The organism is Hoeflea algicola (genome assembly GCF_026619415.1).
Classification (GTDB): domain Bacteria; phylum Pseudomonadota; class Alphaproteobacteria; order Rhizobiales; family Rhizobiaceae; genus Hoeflea; species Hoeflea algicola.
The window spans coordinates 508,484-529,914 of record NZ_JAOVZR010000001.1 but is presented as its reverse complement, the minus strand read 5'-3'; the positions used below and the strand labels follow the sequence as shown (position 1 = coordinate 529,914).

Sequence of the window (21,431 nt, the reverse complement as noted above, 5' to 3'; positions counted from 1 at the left end):
ACTGCACAGTGATACAGACGTAAGGGGCGCGCCGCAAATTCTGCTGGCGATGGGTAACCGCGACTGACACGCCATATGCATGTCGCGCCGATGCGGGTTCACACGCACGCCATGGCTCATGCATAGGCATCATCGGATCGTCTGCGACGCCAATGAGCGAGCGCGGACGCATTCGCAAGTCCGTATTCGAAGGGAATGAATCGATGAATGTAATGACAGCGGAAATCTATGACGACGACGACACGCTTGGTGGACGGATTACCCGCGCCCGCGATCTCGCCAGTCTGACGCTGGAAGAAACCGCATCGCGCCTCGGCGTCACCACCGAAACGCTGGCCGAATGGGAAACCGACCGCTCGGAGCCGCGCGCGAACAAGGTGATGACGCTGGCCGGCGTTCTGGGAATTTCGCCAGCCTGGCTGATCAGCGGTACCGGTGATGCACCCCAATCGCAAAACATGTCGATCGCCGTCGATGAGATGACCGGCGAGATCAACCGACTGAGGGAACTTGCCGCACAGGTGACTGCCTGTGTCGAATCGCTCGAAAGCCGCTTGGTCACGCTGACCCGAGCCGCCCACGACTGATTGCGCCTGCCGCGCCGGACTAATTCCGGCGCGGCGCGGCTCCCGCAGATGGCTTGCCGCCATTTGCCGGAAACTGAATCCTCGCAAAATCAATTGCAGACACAAACCGGGGTTGAGCCAAACGCGCCACTCTGGCAGTTTCCTACGTCAAGACATGAGCAGCTTTCAGGAGTACCGGAATGGACGTTCGCGCAGCCGTAGCCTTTGAGGCGGGAAAACCGCTGGAAATCACCACCGTCCAGCTGGACGGACCGCGCGCCGGTGAGGTGCTGGTCGAAATCAAGGCCACAGGCATCTGCCATACCGACGAGTTCACACTCTCGGGCGCCGATCCGGAAGGCATCTTCCCGGCGATTCTGGGGCATGAGGGCGCCGGCGTGGTGGTCGATGTCGGGCCCGGCGTCACATCGCTGAAAAAGGGCGACCACGTAATTCCGCTCTACACGCCGGAATGCCGTGAATGCGAATATTGCCTCAACCCGAAAACCAATCTGTGCCAGTCGATCCGCACCACCCAGGGCCAGGGCCTGATGCCCGACGGTACCTCGCGCTTTTCGGTCAATGGCAAGCCGATCTTTCACTATATGGGCACTTCGACATTTGCCAATTTCACGGTACTGCCGGAAATCGCGCTGGCCAAGATCAACCCGGATGCACCGTTCGACAAGGTTTGTTACATCGGCTGCGGCGTTACCACCGGTATCGGCGCCGTGATCAATACCGCCAAGGTCGAGATCGGCTCCAAAGCGATCGCCTTCGGTCTCGGCGGCATCGGCCTCAATGTGCTGCAGGGCCTCAGACTTGCCGGCGCCGACATGATCGTCGGTGTGGACCTCAATCCCGGCAAGGTGGAAATGGCAACCCGGTTCGGCATGACACATTTCGTCAATCCAAGCGAAGTCGAAGGCGATCTGGTGCCCTACCTCGTCGATCTGACCAAGGGCGGTGCCGATTACACATTCGATGCCACCGGTAATGTCGGCGTCATGCGCACAGCTCTGGAATGTGCCCACAAGGGCTGGGGCGAGAGCATCATCATCGGCGTGGCACCGGCCGGGGCGGAAATCTCCACCCGCCCGTTCCAACTGGTGACCGGCCGCTCCTGGCGCGGAACAGCCTTCGGCGGCGCGCGTGGACGCACGGATGTACCGAAAATCGTGGAGTGGTACATGGAAGGCAAGATCGAGATTGACCCGATGATCACCCACACGATGGGGCTTGAAGGCATCAACGAGGCCTTTGACCTGATGCACCGCGGCGAGAGCATCCGCAGCGTCGTTATCTACTGATGCATGTTGCGCAAGTCCGAGAAGCGGTTTTGCAATAGCGACATGGAAAAACAATGAGCCAATGCGTGTCATCCGGAACCGGTTTGATACGGCGCGCATTGGTACCGATATCACTCCATCCGTCAGCAACGGAATCAGTCCATGAAAATCGTATCGGAAGCCAAGGCCCATGGCGGACGTCAGGGCGTCTACACGACCTCATCGCAAGCCTGTGGGTGCGACATGACCTTCGCCGTATTCACGCCGCCGCAGGCCAAGGAACAATTGTGCCCTGTGGTCTGGTATCTCTCCGGACTGACCTGCACCCACGCCAATGTCATGGACAAGGGTGAATATCGGCGGTTGGCGGCCGAACTCGGCCTGATCATCGTCTGCCCGGATGTGAGTCCGCGCGGCGACCATGTGCCCGACGAGCCCGACAATTGGCAGTTTGGCAAGGGCGCGGGGTTCTATCTCGATGCGACCGAGGCGCCATGGGCCAGCCACTACCGGATGGAAACTCATATCCTCGAGGAATTACCGGCGCTCATCGCCGCCCATTTCGCCGCCGATATGGGCCGCCAGTCAGTAATGGGTCATTCCATGGGCGGACACGGCGCGCTGACCTTTGCGCTTAAAAATCCGGAACGGTTCAAGAGTTGTTCGGCATTCGCGCCAATCGTACAGCCATCGACGGCGGACTGGTCGCGCCCGGCGCTGGCAAAATATCTCGGCGACGATGAAAGCCTCTGGCGCCGTCATGACGCCACCCTGCTGATTGCCGACGGTGCGCGGTTTGATGCCTTCCTGGTGGATCAGGGAACCGCCGACGGGTTCCTGGAAACTGGCTTGCGACCATGGTTGCTGGGACAGGCCTGCACGGACGCCGGGATCGCGCTAACCTTGCGCATGCAGGAGGGCTATGACCACTCCTACAACTTCGTCTCGACCTTCATGGACGACCACCTTGCCTGGCATGCCGAACGGCTTGTCTGATGCTCAGAGTGAATAGCAACTGATTGCAAAAGACCGGGCATATCAGCTCGTCTTTTTTTGGCGCGCCCGTAAAACCATCAACGGCTATCGGGATCGATGCAATCATTGTCGACGGTGATGATGCAAGGCACATCGTCGTCATCGGACGTCACCGGCTTGTCAGGCTCCGTGCTGGGCGCGCTGGCAGGAAGTTCCAAGGCTTGCGGAACGACAATACCGGCGGGAGACGGAATCGGTTTCGCGACCATGGGCTGGTCATCCCCTGCCCCTCTGATCGCTGGCTCTGCAACGGTAGGCTCTGCTGAAAGCAGTGGCCTCGACAGATCCGCCACCGGAGCGGCCTCCGAACCGGAATCGATAACAAAGCTGGTTGGCGTCACGGTGCCGTTGAGCAACGGATCGGCCAGTAATTCCATATCGGTGAGCGGTACGTCTTCCATTACATCAGCCCGGTAGTGGGGTTGGACGACCGGACGCTTGACGCCGCCAACCGGATGCGGTGCGTAGCCTGAAAGACCGAGCACTGCCCTGATATCAGCAACCAGCCGTGCCATCAGACCACTGTCGCGCTGAGGGCCATAGCCGGCTGCGCTAACCCGCAAGGCGCGTGAACTGAGAACTACGCCCGTATCTGCGTCGCTGAGAAGCAGATTCACTGTGGCTGCGCGCCGGGAATCACCAAACAAGCCCAGCGGACTGGCGTCAGAACCGCGATCAAGCACACTCACATCAAGGCGCGTGGGCTGGCCGATGTCGCGGGTGGCGCGACCGACAGTGGCTTCAAGCCGCCGCTGAAGATCATTGGCAAAGCCGGCATCAAGGATACTTTGCGCGGTCACACTCACTTCAGTGACATTAACCGCCCTGTTCGGCTCGAGCGGCTTGGGGCGGCCCGCACAGGCAGAAACTGCCAATCCCACACAGATTATGAAGAATATCTGCAGCAGACGTGATGGATATTGCTTGGTTGCTGACACGCCTGCGCTCCGGAATAGTAATTTTTACATACCGGATAATTCGCACCTTATGGTTAGCGTATGGTTAACATATCGTCGGCAGGCTCGGGTCGAGCGCATCAACCCGACGTTAAACGTTCAAGCCTTGCAGGCTTCGAGAATCAACACAGCCGCCTCGAATTCAACCTGCCGCTTGGCGCGGCGTGCAGCGGCTTCGTGATCCTGGCCCCAATGGGTCACGTTGTAATCTTCGTCCACATGGGCGGCGTCCCATATGTCAGCAGGCGTCGCGTAACCCTCGGCCAGCGCCAGTGCCAGCAGCAGCGAGCCGGTCAGCGAGGTGACTGCGTGCAGCGCCGTCATTTGCAGATCGGAAGAAAAGCGCCGCAACAAGACCGCCAATGCCCGGATGGCTTCGGCCGGTTGTTCGACATGGACGATGCCTTCGGCCAGCACCAGCCGCGCGCCCTGGTTTGCGGCCCAGTCGAGATAGGGATCCCAGATCTCGGCTTCGCGTTCACTCAACGCTTGCGGTGTTCCAGCGCGGTAACACAGAAGATCTGATCCACCGTAGCGCAAGATTTCCTCGAACACAGCTTCACGCGCCGTGGAGACTCCATCAAGGGCAGTGTTGACCATACGGGTGAGCGGCATCGTCGCCGGGTCGATGGTTTCTTCCTGCGCTGCCCATTCGGCGGCCAATGCCTCGGCAAGGTTTTGATCCGGCACGCCAAGCTCATGGCGCGAGGGGGTGCGCACGCTCTTGCCGTCAAGCGCTACCACAAACCCGCCCTCGGCGCCTGGCACGGCGGCGGCTTGGGTGTAGAACCGTTTGGGCAATTTCTTGCGTAGTCCCACCTGTGCCTGCTGGACCGGATCGGACATCTTGTCGTCGCCAAGATCAAGATCGCTGAGAATGTCGCGCATGGGAGCGTCTCCTGTCGTCAGATAAGGGCGGCGATCTCGTCAGCGCGGTTAACCACGTGCCGTGCGCCGGCGGCGTGAAGCGCGTCGACCGGCGCATAGCCCCAGGCGACACCGATGCCGCGCGCGCCGGCGTTGACCGCCATTTGCATGTCGTAGATCGCATCGCCGATCACCACTGTGCTTTCGGGCGTAATACCGGCATGGGCGCAGCATTCAAGCACCATCGCCGGGTGCGGCTTGGAGGGGCAATCATCGGCGGTACGGGTGACAAAGAAGGACTTGGTCATGCCGTGATTGGCCAATATCGCATCAAGACCGCGGCGGGACTTGCCGGTGACCACGCCAAGAATGACATCGTCACGCCCCGCCAATGCATCGATCAGCGGCAGAATTCCGTCATAGGCGGGCTCGGGCGCTCCACCCGTTTCACGGTGGAGCGTGAAATGCTCCTTGTAACGTGCGGTCATCGCCGTAATTTCTTCGTCGACCGGTCGGGCCAGCATTTGCGCGATGGCAAGATCAAGCGTCAAGCCGATGATCGACTTGGTAAGATCGAGTGTCGGCCGGGCTGCGCCAAAATCAACAAATGTGCGCTCCATGCAGGTATGGATCACAGCGGCGCTGTCAACCAGCGTGCCGTCGCAATCAAACAGCGCCAGCTTCATTCATCCTTCTCCCCGGCTGTGGATTCCTCAAAACCAAGCAGGTTCCAGGATTGAACCATGTGCGGTGGCAAGGGGGCGGTCACCGACAGCCGCCCGCCATCGGGATGCGGCACCGAAATATGCCGCGCCAGCAAATGCAGCCGTTTCTGCATGCCGCTGGGAAATTCCCAGTTGTAGTCGGTATCGGAATACTTTGGATCGCCGATGATCGGGTGGCCCAGATGCAGCGCATGGACACGTAGCTGGTGGGTGCGGCCGGTATAGGGCTCGAATTCGAGCCAGGCGAGGTTCTGGGCGGCCTTGTCGATGATCCGGTAATAGGACACCGCATGGTCGGCGCCCTGCTCTCCGTGCTTGGCTACGCGCATCCGGTCGCCATCCTCAGTGGCTTCCTTGATCAGCCAGGTGGAGATCTTGCCTTCCCTGTCGCGCGGCACGCCCTTGACCAGTGCCCAGTAGGTTTTCTTGGTGGTGCGCTCGCGGAAGGCCGCGGTCAGCGCCTGCGCCGCACCGCGGGTGCGGGCAACCACCAGAACCCCGGAGGTGTCGCGGTCAAGCCGATGCACAAGCCGCGGCTTTTCGCCCTTCTTGTTGCGCCAAGCTTCCAGCATTTCATCCACATTGCGGGTGACACCGGAGCCGCCCTGAACCGCGAGCCCGGCGGGCTTGTTGAACACCAGTACCTTTGAATCTTCGTGCAGCAGCATCTGGCTGAGCACATCGTGGTCATTGCTGTTGCGAATGGTCTTGGCGGTCAGCGGGCCGGTGGATTTCTCGTCGACATCCATCGGCGGAACCCGGATGGTCTGACCGGGCTGCACCCGCGCGTCGGATTTGACCCGACCGCCATCAACGCGGACCTGCCCGGATCTGAGCAGCTTTTGCAGCGGCCCGAAGCCGAGGCCTGGAAAATGCACCTTGAACCAGCGATCGAGCCGCATGCCGGCTTCGTCTGGTTCGACCTGTATGAGCTGTACGCCCGCCATGATGGGTCTCTTGGATTTGTTCTCAGAGCTGGCGCGCAAGCCAGAGGCCGCCAAACAGCGCGAGAATGGACAATGTCACGCTGGCAATCACATAGGCAGCCGCCGCCGTCAACGCGCCACGCTCGTAAAGCGTCACTGCATCGAGCGAAAATGCGGAAAAGGTGGTAAATCCGCCAAGAAAGCCGGTTGCCAGCAACAATCGCAGATGCGCATCACCAGCCGAGCGGCGCGCCAGCCAGGCGATCAGCAGGCCCATGGCCAGCGATCCGACAATGTTGACGACCATCGTTCCCCAGGGAAATCCGGGGCCCGACCAGCGGATTACCGCCGATGCCGAGAGATGGCGCGCCACGGCGCCGAACCCGCCGCCGATAAAGACGAAAAGAAGTGCGTTCATCCACGCTGCTTAACCGAATTTGACGCGCTGATAAAGACGCCCGTGCCGGGTAGCAGCCCAGATTTGCGGCACGACGCCGCTCAGCCCTTGCCTGCCAGCGCGATGTCGTCGGCAATTTCCTGCACAAAGGCATCAAGCGCTGCCCAGTCGGTGAACTCGTGGTCCTTGCCGGTGTCGAGCGGCCCACCCTCGCTGGCGGAGATCTGGCGCATCAGCATGCGCTTGAAAAAGTCATATTCGAGAAATTTCAGCGCGCCGGCAGCGTGATGGATGCGGCGTGGACGAAAGCCGGTCTTGCGCTCCAGCTTGGCCGGAAAACCTTCGGCCTCGGCACGTTCCTCGGCGTTTTCGCTGTGAATGCCAAGCGTAACCGAGATCAGCGCCGTGGGGACCGCTTCCAGCGCATCCTTCCAGTCGCGCAGGAACCGGACCATCGCGTCGGGATAGCGCCCCATATGGATCGGCGCACACAGGAGCACACCGTCAAACCGGCCCGGAATGGCAAAGCCGGGTTCGCGAACGTCGCCGACGATGACGCTGTGGCCGAGTTCTTCAAGCTGGTTGGCAGCATGTTCGGCAATCTTGCGGCTGTGACCTTCGACCGTGGCGTATAGAACCAGAATGGGCATGGTGCACTCTCCTTGATCTGTTCGGGCAGAGAATGCCCCACGGGCGACGATCCGGCATTGACGCAGGTCAACCGCTTACGCGACGCGCCTTCGCCAATAGCACCGAGCCCGGCAATTCCGGCGAGGTTCCGGCGGCAAAGGCCGCATCCACCAGATCGCAAATCAGCGCATTGACCGGCGCGGTGCGGCCATGGGATTCGGCCAGACGGCAAAAGTATAATTGATGCGACTATTGGCCCACCAATACGCTTGCACAATATGCTTGCACAAACCCATCCAAACTCCTATAGTGCTTGCATGAACAGCAAGCAACAAAAGACGCTCAAAGCGATCTTCAGCACGCCTGTTTCCGGCACGATCGCGTGGGCTGATGTTGAAACTTTGCTGATCGCAGCTGGCGCCGAGTTGATCGAAGGAAATGGTTCCCGGGTGCGGTTTGTCAAAGATCAGGTTGTTGCATCGTTTCATCGCCCGCACCCTGCAAAGGAAGCCAAACGTTATCAGGTCAAGGATGCCCGAGCATTTCTCGAACAAATTGGAGTTAAACCGTGAGCACAATGAGCTACAAGGGCTTTCACGCCCGCATCGAATTCGACGATAGTGATGAAATATTCACAGGACGAATTACCGGAATTCAGGACATCATCGGGTTTCACGGTGACAGCGTGGCCACACTCAAAGCTGCATTCCATGAAGCTGTGGATGATTACCTCGAAACCTGCGCCAAGATCGGAAAAACGCCCCAAAAACCCTATTCGGGAAAGGTCATGTTTCGTGTCGATCCGGAAATCCACCGCAAGGCCGTCATTGCCGCAGAACTGACCGGCAAGAGCCTCAACCAATGGGCAGAGGAGGTTTTGTCGAACGCTGTGAACCTAGACAACTTTGCAGAAGAACAATTGAGCGCATGACATTCGATTGCGTTCAAATGTCTGCTCTATAAGTCCAGCGCCAACGACACCGCAACTTGTCAGAATTACCGGCAAGGCCTTCGCGCGTTGCGAAAACCAAGAAGCGCGCCGCTTTCGGCCAGCACACCGTTATTATAAAGCCCAAGGACTCTGGCCGCCATAATGACTATCTTCGGAATGCTTTCCGGCCGTCTTACTGGTCATTGTGGCCTACCCTTTGCCTGAACGCTCTTTTCTGAGCTTACTCCAGAACTCCAGCCGCTTGCGGATGTCGCGCTCGAAACCACGCTCGGGCGGATCGTAGAATTGCTTGCGGCCAAGCTTTTCGGGAAAATAGTCTTGTCCGGAAAAGGCATCGGGCTCGTCGTGGTCGTAACGGTAGCCCTCATTATAGCCCTCGGCCTTCATCAGCTTGGTCGGCGCATTGAGGATGTGCTTGGGCGGCAGCAGCGAGCCTCCCTCCTTGGCGACCCGCCTTGCGGCTTTATAGGCGGTGTAGACGGCGTTGGATTTGGGTGCCGTGGCGAGATAGACGCAAGCCTGGGCCAGGGCCAGTTCACCCTCCGGCGAGCCCAGAAAATCATAGGCGTCCTTGGCGGCATTGGCGACCACGAGCGCCTGCGGATCGGCCATGCCGATTTCCTCAGACGCCATGCGCACCAGCCGGCGAGCCAGAAACAGCGGATCCTCGCCAGCATCAAACATCCGGCAGAGATAATAGAGAGCGGCATCGGGATCGGAACCGCGCACCGATTTGTGCAGCGCTGAAATGAGATTGTAATGGCCGTCCTGGCCCTTGTCGTAGACCGGCGCGCGGCGCTGGACGATCCCCACCAGCGCCTCGGTGTCGAACATCTCGTCGTCACGGGCGGCACGCCAGACTTCCTCGGCCAGCGTCAGCACGGCGCGGCCATCGCCATCGGCCATCCTGAGCAGGCTCGTCCGCGCGTCGGGCTCGAGCGGCAACGGCTTGCCCGTGTCGGTTTCAGCGCGCACCAGCAGGCTTTCGAGGCTTTCCTCGTCATGCGACTGGAAGGTCAGCACCCGGGCACGTGAGAGCAGCGCAGCGTTGAGTTCAAACGAAGGATTTTCGGTGGTGGCACCGACCAGCACGATGGTGCCATCTTCCATCACCGGCAGGAAGCTGTCCTGCTGGGCGCGGTTGAAGCGATGGATTTCGTCGACGAACAGCAGTGTCTGACGCCCTGACATGCGCCGGGCGCGCGCCGTCTCGAACACTTTCTTGAGATCGGCAACGCCGGAAAAGATTGCCGAGATCTGGTCAAACGCCAAATCGGTCTCGCCGGCCAGCAGCCGCGCCACCGTGGTCTTGCCGGTGCCGGGCGGGCCCCAGAAGATCATCGAGCCGAGGCTGCCCGAGGCGATCATCCGGGTGATGGCGCCATCGACGCCTGTCAGATGCGGTTGGCCGGTGACTTCAGCCAGGCTCGCCGGCCGCAAGCGGTCGGCAAGTGGACGTTTGGTGTTGTCCATGACTGCAGGATCGGCGAACAGGTCACTCATCGTGTCACCGAATGATCTGGCGGATGCGCCGACCGTCGCGGATGATCTCGAAACGCCAGAAATTGGCGCCTCTTTTCAGCACTTCGGCGAGACCATCGACCGTGGTGATGGTGGCGCCGTTGACATCGGAGATGATGTCACCCGGTCGGAACCCGTAGCGCGACGCCAACGACTGGCGTGGCACCTCAATGATGATCACACCGCGCAACGATGGCGACAGCCGCAATTGATCGGCAATCCGCGGGGTGATGTTGGAGACCACAGCGCCGGCAAACGGGTTCTCCCCCTCCAGCGTCCGTCGATCACGAGGATCGTCGGCGGGCGCCGCCTGCAAGGTGATCTTGACGGTCTTGCGCCCCTTGCGGCCCAGGACATCGAGTTCGGCGGTGGCGCCGACGCCGGTGGTGGCGAGGCGGTAGCCCAGCGCATCGGGATGTTCCACCGGCTGGCCATTGAAGCCCAGGATGATGTCGCCGGCGCGCAGGCCCGCCTTGGCGGCCGGTCCATCGGCGGCCACATCGGAGATCAGCGCACCGGTGGCGTGATCGAGGCCGAGCGCTTCGGCGATGTCGGATGTCACGGTTTCGAACGTGGCACCGATATAAGGCCGCTCGAAAATATCGGAACCCGATTCCGCGGTTTCGACCACGGCCCGCACCAGATTGGCGGGTGTGGCAAAACCGATGCCGTTGGAGCCGCCGGAGCGGGTAAAGATCGCCGTGTTGATACCTATCAGGCGGCCATTCATGTCAATCAATGCGCCACCGGAATTACCCGGGTTGATGGCTGCATCGGTCTGGATGAAAAACCCGAAATCGGAGACGCCGACGCGGTTGCGCGCCAGAGCCGAGACAATGCCGCTGGTCACGGTCTGGCCGACACCGAACGGATTGCCGATGGCGAGCACGATATCGCCGACCTCGATGGAATCGGTGTCACCGAACTCGATCACCGGGAACGGCCCCTCACCTTCGATCTGCAACACGGCCAGATCGAGGCGCTCGTCCTTGAGCAGGATGCGGCTGTTGAATTCGCGCCCGTCGGCCAGAGCGATGCGGATGTCGTCAGCATCCTTGATCACATGGTTGTTGGTAACCACCAGCCCGCTGCTCTGGATGATGACGCCAGAGCCAAGCGAGGATTGCCGTTCGGTGCGGTTGGGCAGACGCTGGCCGAAAAACTGTTCAAAAAATGGATCGCCCGCAAAGGGCGAAGACCGGCGCTGCACCAGACGGTCGGCATAGACATTGACCACAGCCGGCGCGGTGGCCTTCACCAGTGGTGAAAATGACTGCATCATCTGGGTGCGCGATGCAGGCAACTGGCGCTGCGGCTCTGTCGTTGCCGGAGGTGTGAGCGATTCGGCGCCTTGCTCGGTGGTGCCGCGCAGCACATCCTTGAAAAGCTTGCCGATTGCGTCGCCGACCGAGATCACTGCCCGAATCACTGGCCGAATTTCCGGCCGCATCCTGGGCCACCACAGGCAACGACGTCGTCACAACAAGCGCAAAGGCAGCCAGCAGGGCAAATGAAATGGCGCGGAAGCGCGAGCGATCTGGAATCATGGCGGGAATCCTCAATGATTTGAAATAGTATGGCCTGACTGGTGATGCAAAGTCATCATCAGTTTGGCGGCTTCATGGCAGCGGACCAATCGCTGCTGCGGCAAAACTGCCGCGCCCGGTAGGCGCATTGTCCTGGGCGCCAGGAAGACGCAACTGGTGCGGTTCACGCCGACTACACGAAAAAGTGGCCAAAGCCGCCCTTGTCAGGCCACCCTTCCGGCTATCTTGATGGGGCAAGACGCGTATGAACCCACCCTTGTCGACCTCACGGGAGTCCACACCGCCATGCCATGCTACCGCCCTCGCCCGATCGTCAGCTCGCAGATCACACCGGAAGATTGCTATCTGAACCGCCGCGATATGCTACGCATGACGGCCGCAGGCGGGATTGCCCTTTCGGTGCCCTCGCTTGCGCAGGCAGCCATTGCACAACAGGCGCTCAAGGCAAAGCCTGGCGATTACGATCCGAAAGAAGAGTGGACACCCGAGAAGGACGTCACCAGCTACAACAATTTCTATGAATTCGGCACCGGCAAGGACGATCCGGCCGCCAATTCGGGCGACTTCAATCCGCTTCCCTGGACTCTCAAGGTCGATGGTTTGGTCAACAAGCCGATGATTTTCGACCAGGACGATCTGCTGGGGTTTGAACTCGAAGAGCGGGTCTACCGGATGCGGTGCGTGGAAGCCTGGTCGATGGTGATCCCCTGGATCGGCTTTCCACTTGCTGACCTGCTTGACCGGGTCGAACCACTCGGCAGCGCCCGCTACGTTGCCTTTGAAACCGTGGTTCGCCCGGAGGAAATGCCGGGGCAGCGCGGCGTGTTCCAGCCGCTGAACTGGCCCTATGTCGAAGGCCTCAGGCTTGACGAGGCGCGCCATCCGCTGGCAATCTTGGCGACGGGCCTCTACGGCAAAACGTTGCCCAACCCGAATGGCGCCCCGGTGCGGCTGGTGACGCCATGGAAATATGGCTTCAAGGGCGTCAAGTCGATCGTTAAGATTACACTCACCGAAGAGCAGCCAGTAACCACATGGAACCGTCTGGCCCCGTACGAGTACGGCTTTTACGCCAACGTCAATCCGGCGGTCGACCACCCGCGCTGGAGCCAGGCTACCGAGAACCGGATCGGCGGTGGCGGTTTCTTCGGCTCCAACAAGCGCGAAACCTTGCCGTTCAACGGCTATGCCGACGAGGTCGCCAGCCTGTATGACGGCATGGATCTGAAAGCAAATTTCTGACCATGATGCGACTGCCCTCGATGCCAAAGCAGCTTCACGGCCCCTCGATCTGGGCGCTCTATGCGGCTGGCCTGATTCCGGCTGTCTGGACATTCCATCTCGGCGCGACGGGCCAACTTATTGGCAACCCAGTCAAGATCTTCGAGCATCTGCTGGGCGAATGGGCCTTGCGGTTTCTGATCCTGACGCTGGCAATCTCGCCACTCAGAGATTTGGCGGGTATCAACTGGCTGCGCTATCGTCGGGCACTCGGCCTGTTGGCATTCTATTACGTGGCGATGCATTTCCTCGCCTACATGGTGCTCGACAAGCGGTTGGCTTTCGGCATGATCATTGATGATGTCGTCAAGCGCTGGTTCATCACCATCGGCATGGCGGCACTGGTAATGCTGATCCCGCTGGCGCTGACATCCAACCGATGGTCAATCCGCAAGCTTGGGCCTGGCTGGGCCAAGTTGCACCGGCTGATTTACCCGGTTGCCGCAGCCGGAGCCCTGCACTTTTGCCTGTCGGTCAAGGTGATCGGCGCCCGGGAGTTGATCTATGCGGGGTTGATAGTGGTTCTGATCGGATGGCGCCTGGTTCGCAGGCGTTTCATGGCCTGGAAACGGGCGCCGGTGGCACGCCCTTCGGCCATTGCCGGATCAGCCTGACCACCCGGAAAACAGCCCTCGTTCACGCAGGTACGCGCAAAAAACGGGATCGATGCATAAACACCGATCCTGCGACCCAGACGCCGGATCCAACGAAAAAGGCCGGATGCGCGAAGCACCCGGCCTTTCAATTTTCTGCTTTGCCAGAAGGAAGCGCTTACGCGGCTTCTTCTGCGGCAGCCTCGGCAGCCACGCGAGCGCGGTCCTGGGCGCCCTTGGCATCGGGATCGCGATCGACGAATTCGACAACGGCCATCGGCGCGTTGTCGCCTGTGCGGAAGCCGGCCTTCATGATCCGGATGTAACCGCCGTGGCGGGTGGCGTAGCGGGTCGCAATCGCATCAAACAGCTTGCGAACGGCATCGTTGTCGCGGATCTGCGAGATCGCCTGACGGCGGGCATGCAGGTCGCCGCGCTTGCCGAGCGTAACGAGTTTTTCAACGATCGGACGGATTTCCTTGGCCTTTGGCAAGGTGGTCACGATCTGCTCATGCACGATGAGCGAAGCCGCCATGTTGGCGAACATCGCCTTGCGGTGGCTAGAGGTGCGGTTCAGCTTGCGGCCGGAATTTCCATGGCGCATGGCTCGTCTCCTTCACATGCAGGCCTATGCCCGCCTTAAGGGTTTAATACTGGTCTTCGTAACGCTTGGCGAGATCTTCGATATTTTCCGGCGGCCAGGACGGAACTTCCATACCCAGATGCAGGCCCATGGAAGCCAAAACTTCCTTGATCTCGTTGAGTGACTTGCGGCCAAAGTTCGGAGTCCGGAGCATTTCGGCTTCCGTCTTCTGAATAAGGTCGCCGATGTAGACGATGTTGTCGTTCTTGAGGCAGTTGGCCGAACGGACAGACAGTTCCAGCTCGTCGACCTTCTTGAGAAGCGACGGGTTGAAAGCGAGTTCCGCGACGGTTTCCTCGTGAACTTCCTTCTGCGGCTCGTCGAAGTTGACGAACACACCGAGCTGGTCCTGAAGAATGCGGGCCGCGTAGGCAACAGCGTCTTCACCGCTCACCGAGCCATCTGTTTCCAGGGTCAGGGTCAGCTTGTCATAATCGAGAACCTGTCCTTCACGGGTGTTTTCCACCTTGTAGGAACACTTCTTGACCGGCGAATACAGGCTGTCGACCGGGATCAGGCCAATCGGCGCGTCTTCAGCGCGATTGCGATCTGCCGGCACATAGCCCTTGCCGTTGTTGACGGTGAATTCCATGCGGATTTCAGCGCCCTCATCCAGCGTGCACAACACGTGCTCGGGATTGAGGATCTCGATATCGCCAACGGTCTGGATGTCGCCTGCCTTGACAACGCCCGGGCCCTGCTTGCGCACGACCATGCGTTTGGCTTCATCGCCTTCCATGCGGATGGCGATTTCCTTGATGTTGAGAATGATGTCGGTGACATCTTCGCGAACACCCGGGATAGACGAAAACTCATGCAGAACGCCGTCGATCTGCACTGCCGTGACGGCAGCGCCGCGCAGCGAGGACAAAAGCACCCGACGCAGGGCATTGCCCAGGGTCAGGCCAAAGCCGCGCTCAAGCGGTTCGGCAACCACAGAAGCCTTGGTGCGGCTTGTGGTCGAGAACTCGACCTTGCTTGGCTTGATCAATTCCTGCCAGTTTTTCTGAATCATGTCTGATACCTTCCTGTTGCCGCACCATCCAATCGTGACGGCCAAGTGAGAAGAGAATTAAACGGGCGCAGGTAAAACCCGGCCCGACGATAAATCTGAAACAAACTCAGACGCGACGCTTCTTGCGCGGACGGCAGCCATTGTGCGGGATCGGGGTCACATCACGGATCGAGGTGATGGTGAAACCGGCAGCCTGCAGCGCCCGGAGTGCCGACTCACGACCCGAACCGGGGCCACAAACTTCGACTTCGAGCGTCTTCATGCCGTGATCCTGCGCCTTCTTGGCGGCGTCTTCGGCAGCCATCTGGGCAGCAAACGGGGTCGACTTACGCGATCCCTTGAAACCCTTGGCACCGGCTGACGACCAGGAAATGGTGTTTCCCTGCGCATCAGTGATGGTGATCATCGTGTTGTTGAATGTCGAACTGACGTGGGCTACGCCCGACGAGATGTTCTTACGTTCGCGACGCTTGACGCGTCCGGCTTCCTTGGCCATGAATTTTCCTTTCGAGATATCTGCACCGCCGTAACACCAGCGGCTCCACCGGGAGACGCCTGGCTATAGGCGAAAACATCGGCGCGGAGATCAGCAGACCCACCGCGCCAAAATTGTCGCCGCCAGTCAGGCGGGCCCAAATTACTTCTTTTTACCAGCGATCGCCTTTGCCGGACCCTTACGGGTGCGGGCATTGGTGTGGGTACGCTGACCACGCACCGGCAGGCCGCGACGATGGCGCAGGCCGCGGTAGCAACCAAGGTCCATGAGACGCTTGATGTTCATCGAGTTCTCGCGGCGCAGGTCGCCTTCAACCTGGTAGTCGCGGTCAATGGCTTCACGAATCTGCAGCACTTCGGAATCCGACAGCTGATTGACGCGACGGTCCAACGGAATACCGACCTTCTCCACGATCTGCTGGGCAAACTTGTTGCCGATACCGTGAATGTAGGTCAGTGCGATGACGACGCGCTTGTTTGTCGGAATGTTTACGCCTGCTATGCGGGCCATGTGCTTCTCCATGTGGGCCGGTCGTGCCGGCGGGTTATCGTTGCCCGCGTCCGGTGGAGGCCGGCCCTTGCGGGTAGTCTGAAACAATGAATTGGTCGCCCTTGCGGACAAGATCAATCACATTGCGCATGCTGATTCCCGGCACGCTTAAAGCGACCAGAGCTGTATCCCCGATTAACCAGGAATAATCGCACCGATCGCCTGCATGTTGCGAGTTGCGCGGGTCTTAGCGGAACTACAAGGCTTTCGTCAAGCTCTTGGCCCACAGTATTTGCGCACGGAGCGCTTCGAGAGGCAGGCTTCTCATGAGCAGCAGCCAGCCATCCCGATATCGCGTATCCAATCAGAGCGTGGCCAGAACCTGTTCGATCTGCTCGGTTACCTCGTCGATGGTTCCCATGCCGTCAACGGTGCGCAACGCGCCCTTGGCGTAATAGTACCCGGTCAACGGTGCAGTCTTCTTGTAATACTCGCGCAGGCGTTCTTCGAACACTTCCGCGTTGTCGTCCTTGCGGACCGGCTGCCCGGCGGCGGCCGCTTCTTCCGCCCGCTTGATGATTCGACCGACAAGCGCTCGGTCGTCAACAACAAGCTCGATGACCGAATCAAGCTTCATGTGCTTGCCCGCCAACATGGCTTCCACCGCGTCGGCCTGAATCAGCGTCCGCGGATAGCCATCAAGGATGAAGCCGCGCGCGCAATCAGGCTGATCGATGCGATCGGAGACGATGGCGTTGACGATATCGTCAGAGACGAGCTCGCCGGCATCCATCACCGCCTTGGCCCGCTGGCCGACTTCTGTTTCCGCTGCGACTGCTGCGCGCAACATGTCACCGGTCGACAATTGCGGAATACCGTGTTTCTCGACGAGGCGCTGGGCTTGTGTACCCTTGCCTGCGCCGGGTGGCCCCAAAAGAATAAGTTTCATCGTCCCCTCTTCCCTCCCCGAAGTTTAGACTTCTTGATCAACCCCTCATATTGCTGGGCGATAAGATGTCCCTGAACCTGCGCAACCGTATCGAGCGTCACCGACACAACGATCAGAAGCGATGTTCCACCCAAATAGAACGGAACGCCGGTCTGCGCGATTAGAAATTCGGGTAAGAGACAGACGAAAACGAGGTAGATCGCACCGACCACCGTTACACGGGTCAGCACGTAGTCAATATATTCGGCGGTACGATCACCGGGACGGATACCCGGAATGAAGCCGCCGTGCCGCTTGAGATTGTCCGCGGTGTCCTTCGGATTGAAGACGATCGCGGTATAGAAAAACGCGAAAAACGCAATCAAACCGCCGTAAAGCAGCATATAAGCCGGCTGACCGTGGCCAACCGAGGCCAGCAGCGTGGTCGCCCAGGCCGGCATATTGCCGGTGGCAGCAAAGCCCGCGACGGTGGCTGGCAGCAGAAGCAACGACGAGGCAAAGATCGGCGGAATCACGCCCGATGTGTTGAGCTTGAGCGGCAGGTGCGACGTATCGCCCTGGAACATCCGCGAGCCAACCTGGCGTTTTGGATACTGAATCAGCAATTGCCGCTGTGCCCGCTCGACAAACACGATCAATGCAATCACCGCAATGGCGACGACGATGACCGCAATGATCAGGCCAGTCGACAAGGCGCCGGTACGGCCAAGTTCCAGGGTGCCGGCGACAGCGCTCGGCATCGCGGCGACGATGCCGGCGAAAATGATCAATGAAATGCCGTTGCCGATGCCGCGCGCAGTAATTTGCTCGCCCAACCACATCAGGAACATGGTGCCGCCGACCAGAGTGATGACGGTAGCAATGCGGAAGAACCAGCCCGGATCGGTAACAATACCATTGCCCGACTCAAGCCCGACGGCGATGCCGTAGGCCTGCACGGTGCCCAAAAGCACGGTGCCATAGCGAGTGTACTGGTTGATGATCTTGCGACCCTGCTCGCCCTCTTTCTTGAGTTGCTCAAGCGTCGGGACAACGGAGGTCATCAGCTGAATGATGATCGAGGCCGAGATATAGGGCATGATGCCGAGAGCGAAAATCGCCATACGCTCGACAGCGCCGCCAGCAAACATGTTGAACAGGCCAAGGATGCCGCCCGACTGGCCCTGGAAAGCCTGCGCAAAGGCGCCCGGGTTGATGCCCGGCAACGGAATATAGGTACCCAGGCGATACACCAGAAGTGCGCCAAGAGTGAACCAGATCCGCTTCTTGAGGTCTTCCGCCTTGGCGAAAGCCGAGAAATTAAGATTGGAAGCGAGTTGTTCGGCTGCAGATGCCATTGCGTTCTCCGCGCGGCCCATCCGGCGCCCGATGAACCCGATCATCTCCGGAGGGCCTGAGTTGGTTTCACCGGACGTTGCGGCTTGACCGGACCACCGGTCGGCTGCGCCTGCCCCGGCCGCCGCATTGAGTCGCGCCGACCTGTCCCATATGGGACGAAAGCCGCCCGGTGTGAAGCACCGGGCGGCCAAATAATTACTTCTCTTCGGTAACCGGCGCAGCGGCAGGTGCGACTTCCAGCACCTTGACGGTGCCGCCAGCCTTTTCCACCTTCTCGATGGCGGTGCGCGAGGCGCCGCCGACTTCGAGGGTGACCTTGGCCTTCAGTTCGCCATCGGCCAGAACCCGCACTCCGTCCTTGATGCGACGGATGACGCCAGCTGCCTTGAGAGCGACTGCATCGATCGTGCCCTTGCCGTCGAGCTTGCCCGCGTCGATCGCCGTCTGAATGCGGCCGACGGAGACGACATTGAAGTCGCTCGAGAAGATGTTCTTGAAGCCGCGCTTAGGCAGACGCCGATAGATTGGCATCTGGCCGCCTTCAAAACCGTTGATGGCAACGCCGCCACGAGACTTCTGTCCCTTGACGCCGCGTCCACCGGTTTTGCCGGTACCCGAACCAATGCCGCGACCTACGCGCTTGCGGTTCTTGGTAGCACCTTCGTTGTCGGTGATCTCATTGAGTTTCATGATAGTTCACTCCCACTCACTGCTCGTCGACGACGCGAACGAGGTGGCTGACCGAACGGATCATGCCACGAACGGACGGCGTGTCCTCGAGGGTCCGGCGGCGGTGCATTTTGTTGAGGCCCAAGCCGATCAGCGTCTGGCGCTGGACGTTCGGGCGGCGAATCGGGCTGCCGATCTGTTCGACGGTGACCGTCTTGCCCTTTTTATTGTCAGCCATGGTCTTGGCTCCCTAATATGAATAAGGCAGACGCCCGATTACTCTTCGCCGCCAGCGGAAGGACCGCGGCGAGCCTGGAGCGTGGAATACTTGATGCTGCGCTGAGCCGCGATGTCCTTGGGGTGCATCTGGTTCTTGAGCGCATCAAATGTGGCGCGGACCATGTTGTACGGGTTCGAAGACCCGGTCGACTTGGCCACAACATCGTGCATGCCCAGCGTTTCAAACACGGCACGCATCGGACCACCGGCGATGATCCCTGTACCAGGCTTGGCAGCGCGCAGCAGTACCTTGCCGGCGCCGTGACGGCCATGCACATCGTGGTGCAGGGTCCGGCCCGAACGCAGCGGAACAAAGATCAGTTCGCGCTTGGCGGCTTCGGTTGCCTTGCGGATGGCTTCCGGCACTTCACGCGCCTTACCATGACCGAAGCCAACGCGACCCTTCTGGTCACCAACGACCACCAGGGCTGCAAAACCGAAGCGGCGGCCGCCCTTGACGACCTTGGCAACGCGGTTGATGTGAACAAGCTTGTCGACGAATTCGCTATCGCGCTCGTCGTCTCTGCCGCGGTTATCGCGACGACCTTCCTTGGCCATTGTCCTTTTCCTTATTCTTTTCCGGAATCAATCGGCTGGTTTTGATTAGAAAGTCAGACCGGCTTCGCGGGCTGCTTCGGCGAGGGCCTTGATACGGCCATGATAGATAAAGGCGCCGCGGTCGAAGACCACATCCTTGACGCCTGCTTCTGTCGCACGCTCGGCAATCAACTTGCCAACCGCAGACGCCGCAGAGACATCGGCGCCAGTCTTGAGATCACCACGAAGGCCGGTGTCCAAGGTCGATGCCGAAGCAAGCGTACGGCCTGCGGCGTCATCGATGATCTGTGCGTAGATGTTCTTCGACGAGCGATGAACCGACAGGCGCGGACGGCCATTGGCCACCGCTTTGAGCTGGCGGCGGACACGGTCGGCCCGACGCGTAAGGGATTGTTTCCTGCTAGCCATTTCGCGTCTTCCTTACTTCTTCTTGCCTTCTTTGCGGACAATCCGCTCTTCAGCATATTTAACGCCCTTGCCCTTGTAGGGTTCAGGCTTGCGATAGGCACGGATTTCTGCCGCAACCTGGCCAAGCACCTGCTTGTTGATCCCGGAGATGACGATTTCCGTCGGCTTGGGACAAGCAATATTGACGCCTTCCGGCGGCAGATAAACGACATCGTGGCTAAAGCCAAGGGCCAACTGCAGATTACGTCCCTGCATGGTCGCGCGATAACCCACGCCGTTGATTTCGAGCTTGCGTTCGTACCCGTCCTTCACACCAGTGAAGAGATTGGCAATCATTGTACGCGACATGCCCCATTTGGAGCGGGCGCCCTTGGAATTATCCACGGGCGTGACGACGACCGCATTGTCCTCGAGCTTGAGCGCAACTTCGTCATTGGCGACGAAGATCAACTCACCCTTGGGACCCTTGGCGACCACTTTCTGGCCGTCAATCGTCGCAGTTACACCGGCGGGAACCGGAACGGGCTTTTTACCGATACGAGACATTGTTCAACCTGTCTGTTCGAGTTGGAGGTTCTGCACGATCAGAAGATCGAGCAGAGAACCTCACCACCAACATTCTGCTCGCGCGCGATGTGATCGGCCAAAACGCCCTTCGGAGTCGAAAGGATCGTGATGCCGAGACCGTTAGCGACCTGCGGAATGGATTTCACGGAGACGTATACACGCCGGCCTGGCTTGGAAACGCGGGCGATCTCACGGATCACCGGTGCGCCTTCATGATACTTGAGCTCGATGCTCAATTCAGCCTTGCCGTTGTCGAACGCCACTTCGGTATAGCCGCGAATATAACCTTCGGCTTCCAGAACGTCGAGCACCCGAGCGCGCAGCTTCGATGCAGGCGTCGATACCGACGACTTGCGACGGGCGACACCATTGCGGATGCGTGTGAGCATATCGCCCAGAGGATCAGTCATTGCCATCTCACGCGCTCCTTACCAGCTCGACTTGACGAGGCCGGGCACCTTGCCCAGTGACCCGAGATCACGCAAAGCGATACGCGACATGCCCAGCTTGCGGTAATACGCACGCGGACGGCCGGTCACTTCGCAGCGATTGCGAACGCGGATCTTGGATCCGTTGCGCGGCATTTCGGCCAGCTTCAAGGTTGCACGGAAACGTTCCTCGATGGAAAGTTCCTGATTGTGCGTGATCGCATTGAGTGCGGCGCGCTTAGCGGCGTCACGCTCGACCAGCTTGCGGCGGCGCTTGTTCTTTTGAATTGCGCTGACTTTCGCCATA

Annotated in this window: 28 protein-coding genes; 7 read left to right on the top strand and 21 right to left on the bottom strand. The window is 59.8% G+C overall.

From position 1 onward, the window contains the following. The first annotated feature begins 203 nt into the window (after positions 1–203). From OEG84_RS02695 to fghA, 3 genes are all read left to right on the top strand, one after another. Positions 204–587, top strand: a complete 384-nt coding sequence (locus tag OEG84_RS02695) for a helix-turn-helix domain-containing protein (protein ID WP_267652304.1) — start codon at positions 204–206, stop codon at positions 585–587. Positions 588–766: 179 nt separating this feature from the next. Beyond that, positions 767–1,876 (top strand): S-(hydroxymethyl)glutathione dehydrogenase/class III alcohol dehydrogenase, encoded by a 1,110-nt coding sequence (locus OEG84_RS02690; RefSeq protein ID WP_267652303.1) that lies wholly within the window; start codon positions 767–769, stop codon positions 1,874–1,876. Between the two features lie 141 nt (positions 1,877–2,017). Then, on the top strand, positions 2,018–2,851 hold the full coding sequence (gene fghA / locus OEG84_RS02685) for an S-formylglutathione hydrolase (protein ID WP_267652302.1): 834 nt from the start codon (positions 2,018–2,020) through the stop codon (positions 2,849–2,851). Positions 2,852–2,928: 77 nt separating this feature from the next. On the opposite strand, the gene OEG84_RS02680 is transcribed toward fghA, so the two are convergent. From OEG84_RS02680 to OEG84_RS02655, 6 genes are all read right to left on the bottom strand, one after another. Further along, entirely contained in the window at positions 2,929–3,690 is a 762-nt protein-coding gene (locus OEG84_RS02680) for a hypothetical protein (RefSeq protein ID WP_267652301.1), read from the bottom strand. Positions 3,691–3,945: 255 nt separating this feature from the next. Continuing rightward, on the bottom strand, positions 3,946–4,734 hold the full coding sequence (locus tag OEG84_RS02675) for an ATP12 family chaperone protein (protein ID WP_267652300.1): 789 nt from the start codon (positions 4,732–4,734) through the stop codon (positions 3,946–3,948). Between the two features lie 17 nt (positions 4,735–4,751). After that, positions 4,752–5,399 carry an HAD-IA family hydrolase gene (locus OEG84_RS02670; RefSeq protein ID WP_267652299.1) on the bottom strand — a complete coding sequence of 216 codons (648 nt, stop codon included), beginning with the start codon at positions 5,397–5,399 and terminating at the stop codon, positions 4,752–4,754. After that, positions 5,396–6,385, bottom strand: coding sequence for an RluA family pseudouridine synthase (locus tag OEG84_RS02665; RefSeq protein ID WP_267652298.1), 990 nt, complete (start codon positions 6,383–6,385; stop codon positions 5,396–5,398). The genes OEG84_RS02670 and OEG84_RS02665 overlap by 4 nt, the downstream gene beginning before the upstream one ends. A 22-nt stretch (positions 6,386–6,407) precedes the next feature. Beyond that, positions 6,408–6,782 carry a fluoride efflux transporter CrcB gene (gene crcB / locus OEG84_RS02660; RefSeq protein WP_267652297.1) on the bottom strand — a complete coding sequence of 125 codons (375 nt, stop codon included), beginning with the start codon at positions 6,780–6,782 and terminating at the stop codon, positions 6,408–6,410. An 80-nt stretch (positions 6,783–6,862) separates the two neighbouring features. Beyond that, positions 6,863–7,411: a flavodoxin domain-containing protein gene (locus OEG84_RS02655; protein ID WP_267652296.1), complete on the bottom strand. Its 549-nt coding sequence runs from the start codon at positions 7,409–7,411 to the stop codon at positions 6,863–6,865. Between the two features lie 297 nt (positions 7,412–7,708). Here OEG84_RS02655 and OEG84_RS02650 point away from each other — a divergent pair, with 297 nt between their 5' ends. Both OEG84_RS02650 and OEG84_RS02645 read left to right on the top strand, forming a co-directional pair. Then, positions 7,709–7,963 (top strand): type II toxin-antitoxin system HicA family toxin, encoded by a 255-nt coding sequence (locus OEG84_RS02650; protein ID WP_267652295.1) that lies wholly within the window; start codon positions 7,709–7,711, stop codon positions 7,961–7,963. Then, a complete protein-coding gene (locus OEG84_RS02645) occupies positions 7,960–8,322 on the top strand; it encodes a type II toxin-antitoxin system HicB family antitoxin (protein ID WP_267652294.1) in 363 nt (120 codons plus the stop codon). Before OEG84_RS02650 ends, OEG84_RS02645 begins: the two co-directional genes overlap by 4 nt. 210 nt (positions 8,323–8,532) lie before the next feature. Here OEG84_RS02645 and OEG84_RS02640 read toward each other — a convergent pair whose 3' ends face one another. Both OEG84_RS02640 and OEG84_RS02635 read right to left on the bottom strand, forming a co-directional pair. Then, positions 8,533–9,846 (bottom strand): replication-associated recombination protein A, encoded by a 1,314-nt coding sequence (locus OEG84_RS02640; protein ID WP_267652293.1) that lies wholly within the window; start codon positions 9,844–9,846, stop codon positions 8,533–8,535. 4 nt (positions 9,847–9,850) lie between these two features. After that, a complete protein-coding gene (locus OEG84_RS02635; protein WP_267656063.1) occupies positions 9,851–11,146 on the bottom strand; it encodes a DegQ family serine endoprotease in 1,296 nt (431 codons plus the stop codon). A 550-nt stretch (positions 11,147–11,696) separates the two neighbouring features. Between OEG84_RS02635 and msrP the strand changes: the two genes are divergently transcribed. Then, a complete protein-coding gene (gene msrP / locus OEG84_RS02630; protein ID WP_267652292.1) occupies positions 11,697–12,653 on the top strand; it encodes a protein-methionine-sulfoxide reductase catalytic subunit MsrP in 957 nt (318 codons plus the stop codon). A gap of 2 nt (positions 12,654–12,655) precedes the next feature. After that, positions 12,656–13,306 carry a protein-methionine-sulfoxide reductase heme-binding subunit MsrQ gene (gene msrQ, locus OEG84_RS02625; protein WP_267652291.1) on the top strand — a complete coding sequence of 217 codons (651 nt, stop codon included), beginning with the start codon at positions 12,656–12,658 and terminating at the stop codon, positions 13,304–13,306. A 157-nt stretch (positions 13,307–13,463) separates the two neighbouring features. Here the strand turns inward: msrQ and rplQ are convergent, their stop codons facing one another. From rplQ to rpsN, 13 genes are all read right to left on the bottom strand, one after another. Continuing rightward, the gene (gene rplQ, locus OEG84_RS02620) at positions 13,464–13,889 is read right to left on the bottom strand and encodes a 50S ribosomal protein L17 (RefSeq protein WP_267652290.1); all 426 of its coding nucleotides are present in this window, start codon (positions 13,887–13,889) and stop codon (positions 13,464–13,466) included. A gap of 43 nt (positions 13,890–13,932) precedes the next feature. Continuing rightward, positions 13,933–14,943, bottom strand: coding sequence for a DNA-directed RNA polymerase subunit alpha (locus tag OEG84_RS02615; protein WP_267652289.1), 1,011 nt, complete (start codon positions 14,941–14,943; stop codon positions 13,933–13,935). Between the two features lie 106 nt (positions 14,944–15,049). Next, positions 15,050–15,439: a 30S ribosomal protein S11 gene (gene rpsK, locus OEG84_RS02610; protein ID WP_267652288.1), complete on the bottom strand. Its 390-nt coding sequence runs from the start codon at positions 15,437–15,439 to the stop codon at positions 15,050–15,052. A 141-nt stretch (positions 15,440–15,580) separates the two neighbouring features. Next, a complete protein-coding gene (gene rpsM, locus OEG84_RS02605) occupies positions 15,581–15,949 on the bottom strand; it encodes a 30S ribosomal protein S13 (protein WP_267652287.1) in 369 nt (122 codons plus the stop codon). A gap of 343 nt (positions 15,950–16,292) precedes the next feature. Next, the gene (locus OEG84_RS02600) at positions 16,293–16,877 is read right to left on the bottom strand and encodes an adenylate kinase (protein WP_267652286.1); all 585 of its coding nucleotides are present in this window, start codon (positions 16,875–16,877) and stop codon (positions 16,293–16,295) included. After that, positions 16,874–18,214: a preprotein translocase subunit SecY gene (gene secY, locus OEG84_RS02595; protein WP_267652285.1), complete on the bottom strand. Its 1,341-nt coding sequence runs from the start codon at positions 18,212–18,214 to the stop codon at positions 16,874–16,876. Before secY ends, OEG84_RS02600 begins: the two co-directional genes overlap by 4 nt. A 196-nt stretch (positions 18,215–18,410) precedes the next feature. Further along, the gene (rplO, locus tag OEG84_RS02590) at positions 18,411–18,905 is read right to left on the bottom strand and encodes a 50S ribosomal protein L15 (RefSeq protein WP_267652284.1); all 495 of its coding nucleotides are present in this window, start codon (positions 18,903–18,905) and stop codon (positions 18,411–18,413) included. A gap of 16 nt (positions 18,906–18,921) precedes the next feature. After that, positions 18,922–19,122 carry a 50S ribosomal protein L30 gene (gene rpmD / locus OEG84_RS02585; protein ID WP_007197129.1) on the bottom strand — a complete coding sequence of 67 codons (201 nt, stop codon included), beginning with the start codon at positions 19,120–19,122 and terminating at the stop codon, positions 18,922–18,924. Between the two features lie 38 nt (positions 19,123–19,160). Continuing rightward, a complete protein-coding gene (gene rpsE / locus OEG84_RS02580; protein WP_267652283.1) occupies positions 19,161–19,721 on the bottom strand; it encodes a 30S ribosomal protein S5 in 561 nt (186 codons plus the stop codon). 45 nt (positions 19,722–19,766) lie between these two features. Further along, positions 19,767–20,129, bottom strand: coding sequence for a 50S ribosomal protein L18 (gene rplR, locus OEG84_RS02575; RefSeq protein ID WP_267652282.1), 363 nt, complete (start codon positions 20,127–20,129; stop codon positions 19,767–19,769). Between the two features lie 12 nt (positions 20,130–20,141). Next, positions 20,142–20,675, bottom strand: a complete 534-nt coding sequence (gene rplF, locus OEG84_RS02570; protein WP_267652281.1) for a 50S ribosomal protein L6 — start codon at positions 20,673–20,675, stop codon at positions 20,142–20,144. 38 nt (positions 20,676–20,713) lie between these two features. After that, positions 20,714–21,112, bottom strand: a complete 399-nt coding sequence (rpsH, locus tag OEG84_RS02565) for a 30S ribosomal protein S8 (RefSeq protein ID WP_267652280.1) — start codon at positions 21,110–21,112, stop codon at positions 20,714–20,716. Positions 21,113–21,124: 12 nt separating this feature from the next. Next, positions 21,125–21,430 (bottom strand): 30S ribosomal protein S14, encoded by a 306-nt coding sequence (gene rpsN / locus OEG84_RS02560; protein ID WP_267652279.1) that lies wholly within the window; start codon positions 21,428–21,430, stop codon positions 21,125–21,127. Between the last annotated feature and the right edge of the window lies 1 nt (position 21,431).

Coding starts and splice junctions, on each gene's coding strand:
- rplO (WP_267652284.1), bottom strand. CDS start 18,905: ATGAAACTCAATGAGATCACCGACAACGAAGGTGCTACCAAGAACCGC.
- rpsE (WP_267652283.1), bottom strand. CDS start 19,721: ATGGCCAAGGAAGGTCGTCGCGATAACCGCGGCAGAGACGACGAGCGC.
- rpsK (WP_267652288.1), bottom strand. CDS start 15,439: ATGGCCAAGGAAGCCGGACGCGTCAAGCGTCGCGAACGTAAGAACATC.
- rplF (WP_267652281.1), bottom strand. CDS start 20,675: ATGTCTCGTATCGGTAAAAAGCCCGTTCCGGTTCCCGCCGGTGTAACT.
- secY (WP_267652285.1), bottom strand. CDS start 18,214: ATGGCATCTGCAGCCGAACAACTCGCTTCCAATCTTAATTTCTCGGCT.
- rplR (WP_267652282.1), bottom strand. CDS start 20,129: ATGGCTAGCAGGAAACAATCCCTTACGCGTCGGGCCGACCGTGTCCGC.
- rpsH (WP_267652280.1), bottom strand. CDS start 21,112: ATGGCAATGACTGATCCTCTGGGCGATATGCTCACACGCATCCGCAAT.
- OEG84_RS02690 (WP_267652303.1), top strand. CDS start 767: ATGGACGTTCGCGCAGCCGTAGCCTTTGAGGCGGGAAAACCGCTGGAA.
- fghA (WP_267652302.1), top strand. CDS start 2,018: ATGAAAATCGTATCGGAAGCCAAGGCCCATGGCGGACGTCAGGGCGTC.
- OEG84_RS02635 (WP_267656063.1), bottom strand. CDS start 11,146: ATGATGCAGTCATTTTCACCACTGGTGAAGGCCACCGCGCCGGCTGTG.
- rplQ (WP_267652290.1), bottom strand. CDS start 13,889: ATGCGCCATGGAAATTCCGGCCGCAAGCTGAACCGCACCTCTAGCCAC.
- OEG84_RS02670 (WP_267652299.1), bottom strand. CDS start 5,399: ATGAAGCTGGCGCTGTTTGATTGCGACGGCACGCTGGTTGACAGCGCC.
- OEG84_RS02655 (WP_267652296.1), bottom strand. CDS start 7,411: ATGCCCATTCTGGTTCTATACGCCACGGTCGAAGGTCACAGCCGCAAG.
- rpmD (WP_007197129.1), bottom strand. CDS start 19,122: ATGGCTGACAATAAAAAGGGCAAGACGGTCACCGTCGAACAGATCGGC.
- OEG84_RS02665 (WP_267652298.1), bottom strand. CDS start 6,385: ATGGCGGGCGTACAGCTCATACAGGTCGAACCAGACGAAGCCGGCATG.
- msrQ (WP_267652291.1), top strand. CDS start 12,656: ATGATGCGACTGCCCTCGATGCCAAAGCAGCTTCACGGCCCCTCGATC.
- rpsN (WP_267652279.1), bottom strand. CDS start 21,430: ATGGCGAAAGTCAGCGCAATTCAAAAGAACAAGCGCCGCCGCAAGCTG.
- rpsM (WP_267652287.1), bottom strand. CDS start 15,949: ATGGCCCGCATAGCAGGCGTAAACATTCCGACAAACAAGCGCGTCGTC.
- OEG84_RS02695 (WP_267652304.1), top strand. CDS start 204: ATGAATGTAATGACAGCGGAAATCTATGACGACGACGACACGCTTGGT.
- OEG84_RS02600 (WP_267652286.1), bottom strand. CDS start 16,877: ATGAAACTTATTCTTTTGGGGCCACCCGGCGCAGGCAAGGGTACACAA.
- OEG84_RS02615 (WP_267652289.1), bottom strand. CDS start 14,943: ATGATTCAGAAAAACTGGCAGGAATTGATCAAGCCAAGCAAGGTCGAG.
- msrP (WP_267652292.1), top strand. CDS start 11,697: ATGCCATGCTACCGCCCTCGCCCGATCGTCAGCTCGCAGATCACACCG.
- OEG84_RS02675 (WP_267652300.1), bottom strand. CDS start 4,734: ATGCGCGACATTCTCAGCGATCTTGATCTTGGCGACGACAAGATGTCC.
- crcB (WP_267652297.1), bottom strand. CDS start 6,782: ATGAACGCACTTCTTTTCGTCTTTATCGGCGGCGGGTTCGGCGCCGTG.
- OEG84_RS02640 (WP_267652293.1), bottom strand. CDS start 9,846: ATGAGTGACCTGTTCGCCGATCCTGCAGTCATGGACAACACCAAACGT.
- OEG84_RS02650 (WP_267652295.1), top strand. CDS start 7,709: ATGAACAGCAAGCAACAAAAGACGCTCAAAGCGATCTTCAGCACGCCT.